This is a genomic window from Mariprofundus sp. KV, assembly GCF_013387475.1.
Taxonomy (GTDB): Bacteria; Pseudomonadota; Zetaproteobacteria; order Mariprofundales; family Mariprofundaceae; genus Mariprofundus.
This window is the reverse complement of the sequence record NZ_VWNB01000004.1, coordinates 197,291-207,785: the sequence shown is the minus strand read 5'-3', so window position 1 is coordinate 207,785 and position 10,495 is coordinate 197,291. Positions and strand designations below refer to the sequence as shown.

The window sequence follows — 10,495 nt, the reverse complement described above, 5'->3', positions numbered from 1 at the left end:
GGAAAGCCCATATTCTTCTTTAGATCGATATGAATCAGTGAACACAAAAAAACGACTCTATCTTGGGCTTCTTGCTCGGTTGAGATAAACCTTAACCCCAGACCTGCGTTTTCACACACTCTGGGCCAAACCCAGACACTCAGACTGTTTAAATTTATCGCGACATTTTTTTATGGTGCTATTCTTAATTCATCTTGGTTATCCAGTATGGATGATAAACTCATGTAGGGGGGCAACTTGAGCATAGAGCTTGATATAAGAACGCTCAGCCTTACGTTGATTTTCTATAGTATTGTTTTTGGAGCAGGGATGCTCCTCTATGGAAGAGATCATAAATCTTTCGTAGGAATCAGATTGATGGGCACAGGCTATATCTTCATCGGTGTCGGGCACTTTCTACTTGGAATGCGTCACGTCTTAAATGATTTTACTAGCATAGTCATTGGCAACCCTATTATTATTTTAGGTGTTGTTTTGGTCTATAGAGGGCTCTTTCGTTTTATTGGTATTGTCCCAAAACTAGATTATCGCCTAATTTTTCTGTTAATAACGTTTCTTGCAGGGTCGCTCTACTATTATAAATTTCAGGTGCCCGATATAAATGCACGCATGATTTTGTTCTCGCTTACTTATTCCATAATCTGTTTTATCCCTGCCTTCGGCCTATGGAAACACAAGAAGAAACATTTCAATGTGCAAATAAACCTTCTCTTTACCATGTACCTAGTAATGGGGCTCTTTCATAGTTTCCGACTTATATCGACTATTCGTGAGGATCAACTTCTAGATTTCATGAACGCAGGCTCCATCCATTCCATGGCTGTAATCGCATCCGAAATTCTCGTGATCATGACTTCTTTTATGACAATATGGATAGGCACAGACAAGCTGCAAAGAAAGCTATCGATAATGTCGAGGACGGATCCTCTAACACAACTCTACAATAGAAGAACTTTTGAAGAAGATTGCGATATTGAATTTAGTCGTGCAGATCGGACCAAGAGTCCTTTTTCTATCATCATCTGCGACCTGGATCTTTTTAAGAAGGTCAACGACCAGTACGGACATCAAGCTGGAGATGAAGTATTGAAGGCGTTCTCAGGCATCCTCCGAGATAACGTTCGCAAACATGATACGGTAGCCCGTTATGGCGGGGAAGAATTTGTCATCCTGCTACCCGAAACGGATTCGAAGGCTGCCGTAGTCGTTGCTGAAAATATTAGAGAGAAAACTCAATCTGTGAGAGTCCGCTCTCAAGATGGTTCAAACTTATCATTTTCGGCAAGTTTTGGAGCTTCACACTACGATCATAATAATGATGATAACTGGGTAGCTGTTCTTAATCGTGCTGATAAATCCCTATATTCCGCCAAAGAAAAGGGGAGAAATAGAGTGGTCTCTTCGGACGGAGAAGAGACTGATCAATCTAGTCCATAGGCGACACGTGCCTGAAGTATGGTCTTTGGTAAGTATTCTGAATGACCGTTTCTGGCCGAACCCGGCCTGTCGCCATGTTACAGCAGGGAGCAGGCTTGGATTGCACTGACCTACAGATTTATTGCAACAGCCTGCTGAATTGATTGCCACCTGCAGTTGGGTTCCACATTTCACAATGGCTAACAGTATACCCCAAAGTAAACCCCAGAAACAAACAAGGGCCTAGCATTTCTGCTAAGCCCTTGTTTCATATGGCGCTCCCTGAGCGATTCGAACGCCCGGCCTTCTGATTCGTAGTCAGATGCTCTATCCAGCTGAGCTAAGGGAGCCTGCTTTTCCCTCCGTTTCCGAAGGGGGCCGAAAGGTAATGTCTTTCAACCAAACTTTCCACCCCGGATTGTCCATACCGAACAACTCGGGGAACTTCTGATAGAGCCAGCCGCGATAGTAACCTTTACCATCTCGACTTACCTCTACGAAGGCGGCGGGATTATGCACATTTTCATCGTTCAGAAAAGCTCTATTTTGAACTCTCAGTCCCGATGCCAGACCCAACAGCCGGATATCCCAACCATTTAGCTCTGCGGCTCCGCCTAACGCCACCGTTGTACTATGGCGGCGCGTTGTTGCTTTCTCCAACCATATGAACTCAGCATGACCATTTCTCAATACAGCCCACTCAGGAACCGCATCGTGATTCTGACCCGCATGCAGATCTTCCGGCTTCTCCAGTGGCAGTTGCCACTCGATCTGACTTACCTTCTCCTGTTCACAACCGGAGATCAGCAATGTGACTCCAAGCATAACAGCAGCAGAGAAGATCGGACGAATCATCGACATAACGCGTGCGCTCATCATCTCCTCCGTTCTTCCTACGCCATTATAAACAATGACTCAGACATTTGGGCGACTGGCGGAGAGAGAGGGATTCGAACCCTCGATAGGTTTTAGCCTATACACCCTTAGCAGGGGCGCGCTTTCGGCCACTCAGCCATCTCTCCGTTGGATCGTCGTCCCATCGTTGTAAATATGCAAATACATATCATAACGATAAATGGCGGAAGGGGTGGGATTCGAACCCACGGTAGGTTTCCCTACGCCGGTTTTCAAGACCGGTACATTCGGCCAGCTCTGTCACCCTTCCGTATTTATGAACCGGACTTTTAGCCAATTTCCAAGCCCGGAATTTCAGGGTCGGAAAGATAGCATGGAGTTTTGAGATGGCAATGGCATTCATGCAGGAATAAATATATTCCATAAATTACTGTTTTTAACTTAACAGATGCCCTCTTCTTGTCTTAGAGTAGCTGCATAAATCCTCACAGGTAGATCAACAGGAGATCATGTGGCCCGCAAAGTCCAACGAAATGACCCCTGCCCCTGCGGCAGCGGCAAGAAATACAAACGATGCTGTCAGGTTAAAGAGAACGCCATTGCCTCTGGCCGTTCCAATCGCCGTCGCGGCATTCAGATTGCGCTGGGCTGGGTAAGCCACGCTTATGAAGAGCCGATTGCCAGTTGGGTAGACGATGTCTGGCTTGAGGGCATGAGTGAAGAGCAGCATGGTCAGATCGGCTCTGCACACCCGGCCATCCGCAGTATCCATGATGTTAACCTGCTCGAATACCTGACTGCTGAAGGGGTCCTTGATGGCGTTGAGGGTGAAAACAGGCCGTTGCAGCTGATTCTCAATGCCAGTATTGGCCTTGATGATGAGCAGAAAGCCTACCTCAGCCAGCTGGCTGAACGGCCACTGCGGCTCTACCAGATCAGTGATGTGCAGATGAACAAAAGCTTCAGTATCAAGTGCTATCCGGATGACGGCTCTGAAGAGATCACCATCGCAGATGCATCATCAAGCACCATGTTTGATGTCGGTGACACCGTTGGCCTGCGCCTGATGCAGTCCGATGATGCCTGGGAGACTTCCGGTGCGATCTACCATATTCCCGATGAGTATGTTGAAGGACTGCTGAGTAAACTCGATGAAGCTGGTGCAGATGGCTACAGCAAGGCTCTGACCCACTACTGGCTGGAGCTGGTTGCCCTGCACGTCTGATTCAACACCTTTAAAATCACAGCATAAAAAAAGGCGGCTCAGATGAGCCGCCTTTCTTCATTCATTACTGAATCAGAGCTTATCAGACTCGGAAGCCAGGTAAGATGCTACACCATCTGCATCAGGAACCATGCCTTTATCGCCTTTGTTCCAACCGGCAGGACATACTTCGCCGTGCTCTTCAGTGAACTGCAGTGCATCAATCATGCGCAGCATCTCATCAACGTTACGACCCAGTGGCAGGTTGTTCACAACCTGATGCTGAACGACACCCTTCTGGTCGATCAGGAAAGAACCACGCAGCGCAATGTTGCCGCCCAGCAGATGAACCAGATCGCCATCTTCATCAACAACACTGTCGTTATCGATCAATACGTCGTAATCAGCAGCGATCGTCTTGGTCAGGTCAGCCACCAGTGGATAGGCTACAGGGCCGATACCACCCTCGTTGACCGGGGTGTTACGCCATGCGGCGTGAGAGAAGTGAGAATCAACGGAGCAACCGATAACCTGTACGCCACGCGCTTCAAACTCGGCAATGCGGTGATCAAATGCGATCAGCTCGGATGGACATACAAAGGTGAAGTCCAGTGGGTAAAAGAAGAGAACCACATATTTGCCTTCATAATCAGACAGGGAAAAGTTTTCATTGATCGAACCGTCTGCCATTACAGCAGCGGCGGTAAATTCAGGGGCCTGCTGGCCTACCAGTACACTCATGTTGCATTCCTCCGGGAATTGTTGGGATTAAATCTAGAGATGCAATGTTAGTCAATTTGACGACACAGCACCACCCTACTCGTTTTCAGGGATAATCGGCTTCACTCCCGTCCTGCTATCGCGCCGACTGAAGCAACACCCATTGCTTACTTTTCTTCACACTATCGCGCCGATTAAAGCAACACCCATTGCTTTAATCGGCTTGCTTCACTTGCTTTTTAGGGATCGTGAACTCAATAAAGATGTGCCTGGTCTCAGGAGCGATGCGGCTGACATCCTCCTCCAGTGAGCGACGAACCTCATCAAGCTTACGCATGAAACGAATCGCCTGCTTGATCTCATCCTCACTCATATTGGAGAAGATCGCCTCCTCGCGAAGCTCAATCTCGGCCATCAACAGGGTATCCTCCGGAGAGAGCACAATACTGTTCACCCTCTGAATATCCTGCACCTTGTCATCTGCCTGCCAAAGCTTGATAGCAACATCGTTGACCTCATCATTGGAACGATTAAGCAGGAATTTACGATTGGTAGCCGCCAGAAACCAGGCCAGACCACCCATCAACAGACCAATGCAGATGGCCGCAATACCATCAAAGATGGCAGAGCCGGTATATGCCGCCAACCCCATACCTGCCAGAGCCAGAACCAGACCCATCACAGCAACCGCATCTTCAATCAACACCGCCAGCGTGGTCGGGTCGCGTGTCTCAACGAAATAGATTCTGAACGGTTTGCCAGCCTCCTGGGCCTGCCTGCGGAATTCGACAAGTGCGACAAAAAAGGAGTAACCCTCAACCACAAAGGCAAAACCGATAATCAGAAAGGGGATCCAGGAGAGCTCCGGGGTGTGCTCATCACGCAGCTGCTCAACCGCATGCATGACAGTGTAGACGCAACCGAGGAAGAAGATGGTAACGGCAGAGACCAGATTCCAGAAATAGCGCTCCTGCCCGTAACCGAAATGGTGATTGGTATCCGCTTCACGCTGGGAGCGGCGAAGCCCGAGATAGAGCATACCCTGATTGGCCGTGTCAGCCAGTGAGTGGACAGCTTCGGCCAGCAGAGCGCTGGAGCCGGAAAAGGCAAAACCGATAAACTTGGCAACAGTCACCATACTGTTGCCTGCTATCGCTGTTACTACTGCTTTTGTTGAACCGTGAGACATGGTCTCTCCCTATAGATAGATACCGAAGTATCTCCCAAACTCATCTGAATCGCGTTAAGCTACTGCACATGTGGTCATACAGGCACAACAACTTTACCGTACATCAACTTCCTGCGCTCAAGGATAACTATATCTATCTGATTGATCTGCACAATTCAGAGACCCTGATTGCTGTGGATCCGGCTGAAGCGGTGAGCATCTCCCGATTTTGCAGAGAGCGTGATCTCAGACTCACCCATATTTTCAATACCCACCACCACTGGGATCACACCGATGGCAACACGGCGCTCAAAGCGAAGTTCAATGCGCAGGTGATCGCGGCAGCAGATGATGCCCATCGCATTCCTGCTATAGATATTGCCGTCTCTGAACATGCACCGCCGACGATAAACGGATTAAACATCACTGTACTGGAGCTGCCTGGCCATACCAGCGGCCATATCGCCTATCTTATTGATGATGCGCTGTTCTGTGGCGATGTTCTCTTCGGGGCAGGTTGCGGCAGACTCTTTGAAGGCACTCCGGCACAGATGTGGGCCAGTCTGAACAAACTGGCATCACTTGCCGGCCAGACAAAAGTCTACTGCGCCCATGAGTATACGCTGCCAAATCTCCGTTTTGCCCACACAGTTGATCCTGACAATGAAGCCTTGGAGCAGCGCATCCACCATGACACCCAGACCCGCATGGACAAAAAACCGACCATCCCATCAACCATTGCTATAGAGATCACCACCAATCCATTTCTCCGGCCTCTGGATGAGCAGTTCTGCAATCACTATGCCGGCGAGGCCAACATTGCAGCCGATGGCTTATCTGTTTTTACGGATTTGAGACAACGAAAAGACAGGTACTAAACAGGGCGTTTTATTTACCCCGAATTACCGTGTTTTGTCTCAACATCACGCTATTGAGAAGGTTGGAGTTGGCGATACTGTGATCAAAGATGACACCGATGCCCTCCTGGGTTTTCCGTGATATCTGACCATACAGACTCACAGCATCAGGCACAGACATAAACGAGATCAACAGATGCAGATGCTCACCCAGTTCAAACGACTCTGTGGTCTCGATAAAGATGCCGGTAGCGCTGATGTTCTTTGCCCTGCCCTGATGACTTCCGTGCTCTGAGGTGAAACCGAGCAGTTCAACGAAATGCCAACGCCTTGCATTCCTCACCTCTTTTTTCCATGAACCGATAAGGATTAACAGCTCCTCCTGCAGCTCAGGTGGAAGCTCTTCAGCAAGTTGTGTAATCAGTTTAACGGTATTGGGGTCTGCATAGCTCAATGGATATCACCGGACCCGGCAGCGCTTATTTGGAGCGCAGAATCAGCGCATGATTGGCGATAATGGAGTCCAGCTCACGAATCTGGGACTGACTGACCTCATCAAAATTCACACCGATTCCATCGCCACTTTTACGCACCACTGTACCACTCAAGCGCAGTGGATTCGGTGCAGAGATAAAGGTGAGCATCAACTTCACTTTGTCACCAACATTGAAATCACCACTATTCTCGATGAAGACACCTGTGGCACTCACATCTCGCGCATGACCATAACCACTCCCCGTGCCCGAAGAGATCGTCAGCAATTCATTATAGGGCTGTCGTGCTGCATGACGGATATCTTCGCGCCAGTTGGCAACCAGATCGCGAAGTTGTGTACGTTTGCTCTCAGGCAACTGCTCCGCCAGCGCGGATATCTTCTCGATGATGCTGATTTCTGTCTCTTTCATAGCCAGAGTGTAAACAGGATTTCAGAGCCTGTTAACTCAATTCTTGAATTATCTGAGATTTCAGAAAAACGGACATAAAAAAAGCATCTGTGTTGCCACAGATGCTTATGGATGGTGGGCCGTGCTGGGCTCGAACCAGCGGCCCGCTGATTAAGAGTCAGCTGCTCTACCAACTGAGCTAACGGCCCGTATCCAATCAAGCAAAATGGGGTGGACGAGGGGACTCGAACCCCCAACCACCGGCATCACAAGCCGGGGCTCTACCATTGAGCTACGTCCACCATATTACATTGTCCAGGTGGCGCGCCTGGCAGGGCTCGAACCTGCAACCTACGGCTTAGAAGGCCGTTGCTCTATCCAATTGAGCTACAGGCGCTCTCCAGGTCGCGTCAAATCGCTTGATACAACTTCTAAGAAGGAATGGTCGGGGCGGAGAGATTCGAACTCCCGACCCTCTGCTCCCAAAGCAGATGCGCTACCAGGCTGCGCTACGCCCCGATTTGTTCCTCTTCTCGAAGGCGGCGGACAATAGGTATCTGAAAAGCATTCGTCAATACCTGAATCGCACCCGAATCGCAGCTGACTCCACTTCGGATCAGAGCTAGGGTTAGTCATCTCGTCGCTAGCAGTACTGATTTGTTCAGATGAGTGATTTAGAACCCTGTGAGGTACACGATGGGCAAGATTGATATGCGCGGTACAACGATCTGCTGTATCCGGAAAAATGGTGAAGTTGCCATTGGCGGTGATGGCCAGGTGACTCTGGGTGATACTGTGGTTAAACATGGTGGACGCAAAGTGCGCACCATCCGTGACGGCGCAATCCTGACCGGTTTTGCCGGCTCAACGGCCGATGCCATGAATCTTTTTGAACGCTTTGAAGCCAAGCTTGATGAGCATGGCGGCTCGCTGCTGCGTGCGGCTGTCTCACTGGCCAAGGAGTGGCGCACGGATAAATACCTGCGCCAGCTGGAAGCGATGATGATCGTCGCAGACAAAGACAATACCCTGCTGATCTCGGGTAATGGTGATGTACTGGAGCCTGATGATGGCGTTGCCGCTATCGGCTCCGGTGGTGCCTATGCCAAGGCCGCTGCCACTGCACTGGTCAATCACAGTGACCTTTGCGCCAGAGACGCTATACGCGAAGCGATGAATATTGCAGCCAACATCTGCATCTACACCAACAACAACATCACTATCGAATCGATCGACAAAGAGGTTTAAGCATGAGCCACTCCATGACACCACGTGAGATTATCTCCGAGCTCGACCGTTATATTGTCGGCCAGAATGATGCCAAACGCGCCGTTGCTATCGCCCTGCGTAACCGCTGGCGTCGCCAGCAGGTCGCCTCGCCGATGCGTGAAGAGATTACGCCAAAGAACATTCTCATGATCGGCCCCACAGGTGTCGGCAAAACCGAGATCGCACGCAGGCTCGCAAGGCTGGCCAATGCCCCCTTTATTAAAGTGGAAGCGACCAAATTCACCGAGGTCGGTTATGTCGGCCGCGATGTCGAAACCATCATCCGTGATCTGGTAGATACCGCTATCAAAATCGTGCGTGAAGAGCATCTGAAGCGGGTACAGACCAAAGCCGAGAAGATGGCCGAGGATCGCCTGCTCGATATTCTTATTCCACATCCGGTTGCACCAAACGGCCCACACAGTAGTGAGCCCAATAACGCCAGCAGCGAGTCACGTGAGAAGATGCGCCATAAGCTGCGTCTGGGTGAACTGGATAAACGACAGGTTGAGATCGATGTCGAATCACAACAGGAGACACCGATGCTGCAGCTCTTCTCAGGACAGGGCACAGAAGCGATGGATCTCAAAGAGATGCTCGGTGGCATGATGGGTGGTCAGAAGAAGAGTAAACGCATGAGTGTCGCCGATGCCATGAAGGTGATACAGCAGCAGGAGGCGGATCGTCTGCTGGATATGGAGAGCATCAAAGAGGAGGCGATCCTGCGGGCCGAGAATGACGGCATCGTCTTTCTCGATGAGATGGATAAAATCACCCATCGCAGTGGTACCGCATCTGGTGGTGAGGTCTCCCGCGAAGGGGTGCAGCGCGACCTGCTGCCACTGGTGGAGGGCACCACGGTGAATACCCGTTATGGCCACCTGAAGACCGACCACATCCTGTTTATTGCCTCCGGTGCCTTCCATCTGGCTAAACCTTCTGATCTGATCCCGGAACTGCAGGGACGCTTCCCTATACGTGTGAATCTCACTGCACTCGGTGAAGAGGAGTTCCGCCGTATTCTCGTTGAACCGGAAGCCTCACTGACACGCCAGTATGCCGCCCTGCTCAATGCCGAGAATGTCAGCATCAACTTCAGCGATGATGGCATCTCCGAGATTGCCCGCATTGCTGTACAGGTGAATGAGAAGACTGAAAATATCGGCGCCCGCCGCCTGCATACACTGCTGGAGCGGGTGCTGGAGAATATTAGCTTTGAAGCCTCTGATCGCAGTGGTGACAGCGTTGAAGTGGATGCACCCTTCGTCCTGAAAGAGCTGGGCGAAATCAGCGCTGACGAAGATCTCTCCCGCTACATATTGTAAAGAGAGGGCAACCACAAAGGCACGAAGACACAAAGAAAGTCTAAATAGTTAGAATTTTTCTATGGCTCTTTCGGACAGGTTAATCGCAAAGGCATGAGCGAATAAGGTCGCCATTTTCAATGGTTCTTCCTTTGTGCCTCTGTGCCTTAGTGGTAAAAAATCATAAAAGCTTGGCGACTGGCGCGAAGGATTTGCGATGCACAGGTGATGGCCCGAGCGCCCTGAGTGCATCCATATGCACCTTGGTGCCATAACCTTTATGTTTTGAGAGTTCATAACCCGGATAGAGGTAGTCCAGTCGCTGCATCAGGCGATCACGCACCACTTTGGCGATAATTGAGGCGGCAGCAATCTCCTGCACCAGATCATCACCGCCGATAATCGCCTCGGCAGACACTCTAAGATCGGGAACTCGATTACCATCGACCATGACCTTTGAAGGGGTAACGCTTAAACCATCTACCGAACGGCGCATCGAGAGCATGGTGGCATGCAGAATATTCAGCTGATCAATCTCTTCGATTGAGGCCATATTTACCGAATAGGCCACAGCATGCCTGCGAATATGGTGATAGAGCTTCAACCGTTTCTTCTCTGCCACCTTTTTGGAGTCACGATACTGACCCAGATAGGGGTCATGCGGTGAAAGGATCACCGCCGCCGTCACCACCGGTCCGGCCAGCGGCCCCCGCCCTACTTCATCAACTCCGGCCAGCATGGAACTCATCAACATTCACCACGAAGACACAGAGGCACAAAGAATAAACCAATAAAACTTTGTGCCTTCGTGCCTTTGT

11 protein-coding genes and 7 tRNA genes are annotated in these 10,495 nt (G+C 50.2%); 5 read left to right on the top strand and 13 right to left on the bottom strand.

The annotated features are described in order from the left end of the window. Positions 1 to 237: 237 nt before the first annotated feature. Positions 238 to 1,437 (top strand): diguanylate cyclase, encoded by a 1,200-nt coding sequence (locus F3F93_RS04960; RefSeq protein WP_176958053.1) that lies wholly within the window; start codon positions 238 to 240, stop codon positions 1,435 to 1,437. A 252-nt stretch (positions 1,438 to 1,689) separates the two neighbouring features. On the opposite strand, the gene F3F93_RS04955 is transcribed toward F3F93_RS04960, so the two are convergent. From F3F93_RS04955 to F3F93_RS04940, 4 genes are all read right to left on the bottom strand, one after another. After that, positions 1,690 to 1,766 (bottom strand) — tRNA-Arg (locus F3F93_RS04955). Beyond that, positions 1,744 to 2,292 (bottom strand): DUF2155 domain-containing protein, encoded by a 549-nt coding sequence (locus F3F93_RS04950; RefSeq protein WP_241696978.1) that lies wholly within the window; start codon positions 2,290 to 2,292, stop codon positions 1,744 to 1,746. Before F3F93_RS04950 ends, F3F93_RS04955 begins: the two co-directional genes overlap by 23 nt. Before the next feature lie 56 nt (positions 2,293 to 2,348). Then, a tRNA-Ser gene (locus tag F3F93_RS04945) sits at positions 2,349 to 2,438 on the bottom strand. 54 nt (positions 2,439 to 2,492) lie between these two features. Beyond that, positions 2,493 to 2,581: transfer RNA gene (locus F3F93_RS04940), tRNA-Ser, on the bottom strand. A gap of 201 nt (positions 2,582 to 2,782) precedes the next feature. On the opposite strand from F3F93_RS04940, the gene F3F93_RS04935 reads away from it, so the two are divergent. Then, a complete protein-coding gene (locus F3F93_RS04935; protein ID WP_176958052.1) occupies positions 2,783 to 3,496 on the top strand; it encodes an SEC-C metal-binding domain-containing protein in 714 nt (237 codons plus the stop codon). Between the two features lie 72 nt (positions 3,497 to 3,568). On the opposite strand, the gene F3F93_RS04930 is transcribed toward F3F93_RS04935, so the two are convergent. Beyond that, positions 3,569 to 4,216: a peroxiredoxin gene (locus F3F93_RS04930; RefSeq protein WP_176958051.1), complete on the bottom strand. Its 648-nt coding sequence runs from the start codon at positions 4,214 to 4,216 to the stop codon at positions 3,569 to 3,571. Between the two features lie 193 nt (positions 4,217 to 4,409). After that, positions 4,410 to 5,384 (bottom strand): cation diffusion facilitator family transporter, encoded by a 975-nt coding sequence (locus F3F93_RS04925; protein ID WP_176958050.1) that lies wholly within the window; start codon positions 5,382 to 5,384, stop codon positions 4,410 to 4,412. Positions 5,385 to 5,452: 68 nt separating this feature from the next. On the opposite strand from F3F93_RS04925, the gene gloB reads away from it, so the two are divergent. Beyond that, on the top strand, positions 5,453 to 6,241 hold the full coding sequence (gene gloB / locus F3F93_RS04920) for a hydroxyacylglutathione hydrolase (RefSeq protein ID WP_176958049.1): 789 nt from the start codon (positions 5,453 to 5,455) through the stop codon (positions 6,239 to 6,241). Between the two features lie 10 nt (positions 6,242 to 6,251). On the opposite strand, the gene F3F93_RS04915 is transcribed toward gloB, so the two are convergent. The 6 genes from F3F93_RS04915 to F3F93_RS04890 all read right to left on the bottom strand — a co-directional run bounded on the left by F3F93_RS04915 (position 6,252) and on the right by F3F93_RS04890 (position 7,623). Then, positions 6,252 to 6,674, bottom strand: a complete 423-nt coding sequence (locus F3F93_RS04915; RefSeq protein ID WP_176958048.1) for a PilZ domain-containing protein — start codon at positions 6,672 to 6,674, stop codon at positions 6,252 to 6,254. A gap of 25 nt (positions 6,675 to 6,699) precedes the next feature. Continuing rightward, complete coding sequence (locus tag F3F93_RS04910) at positions 6,700 to 7,125, bottom strand: PilZ domain-containing protein (protein ID WP_176958047.1); 426 nt, start codon at positions 7,123 to 7,125, stop codon at positions 6,700 to 6,702. A 112-nt stretch (positions 7,126 to 7,237) separates the two neighbouring features. After that, positions 7,238 to 7,313: transfer RNA gene (locus F3F93_RS04905), tRNA-Lys, on the bottom strand. An 18-nt stretch (positions 7,314 to 7,331) separates the two neighbouring features. Further along, positions 7,332 to 7,406, bottom strand: a tRNA-His gene (locus F3F93_RS04900). Positions 7,407 to 7,424: 18 nt separating this feature from the next. Continuing rightward, positions 7,425 to 7,501: transfer RNA gene (locus tag F3F93_RS04895), tRNA-Arg, on the bottom strand. 45 nt (positions 7,502 to 7,546) lie between these two features. Continuing rightward, positions 7,547 to 7,623, bottom strand: a tRNA-Pro gene (locus F3F93_RS04890). A gap of 177 nt (positions 7,624 to 7,800) precedes the next feature. Here F3F93_RS04890 and hslV point away from each other — a divergent pair. Continuing rightward, positions 7,801 to 8,352: an ATP-dependent protease subunit HslV gene (gene hslV, locus F3F93_RS04885; protein WP_176958046.1), complete on the top strand. Its 552-nt coding sequence runs from the start codon at positions 7,801 to 7,803 to the stop codon at positions 8,350 to 8,352. Between the two features lie 2 nt (positions 8,353 to 8,354). Continuing rightward, positions 8,355 to 9,698 (top strand): ATP-dependent protease ATPase subunit HslU, encoded by a 1,344-nt coding sequence (hslU, locus tag F3F93_RS04880; protein ID WP_176958045.1) that lies wholly within the window; start codon positions 8,355 to 8,357, stop codon positions 9,696 to 9,698. Between the two features lie 160 nt (positions 9,699 to 9,858). Here hslU and rnhB read toward each other — a convergent pair whose 3' ends face one another. Beyond that, on the bottom strand, positions 9,859 to 10,416 hold the full coding sequence (gene rnhB, locus F3F93_RS04875) for a ribonuclease HII (protein ID WP_176958065.1): 558 nt from the start codon (positions 10,414 to 10,416) through the stop codon (positions 9,859 to 9,861). Positions 10,417 to 10,495: the final 79 nt, after the last annotated feature.

Coding starts and splice junctions, on each gene's coding strand:
- F3F93_RS04950 (WP_241696978.1), bottom strand. CDS start 2,292: ATGAGCGCACGCGTTATGTCGATGATTCGTCCGATCTTCTCTGCTGCT.
- F3F93_RS04930 (WP_176958051.1), bottom strand. CDS start 4,216: ATGAGTGTACTGGTAGGCCAGCAGGCCCCTGAATTTACCGCCGCTGCT.
- F3F93_RS04925 (WP_176958050.1), bottom strand. CDS start 5,384: ATGTCTCACGGTTCAACAAAAGCAGTAGTAACAGCGATAGCAGGCAAC.
- gloB (WP_176958049.1), top strand. CDS start 5,453: ATGTGGTCATACAGGCACAACAACTTTACCGTACATCAACTTCCTGCG.
- F3F93_RS04910 (WP_176958047.1), bottom strand. CDS start 7,125: ATGAAAGAGACAGAAATCAGCATCATCGAGAAGATATCCGCGCTGGCG.
- hslV (WP_176958046.1), top strand. CDS start 7,801: ATGGGCAAGATTGATATGCGCGGTACAACGATCTGCTGTATCCGGAAA.
- hslU (WP_176958045.1), top strand. CDS start 8,355: ATGAGCCACTCCATGACACCACGTGAGATTATCTCCGAGCTCGACCGT.
- rnhB (WP_176958065.1), bottom strand. CDS start 10,416: ATGCTGGCCGGAGTTGATGAAGTAGGGCGGGGGCCGCTGGCCGGACCG.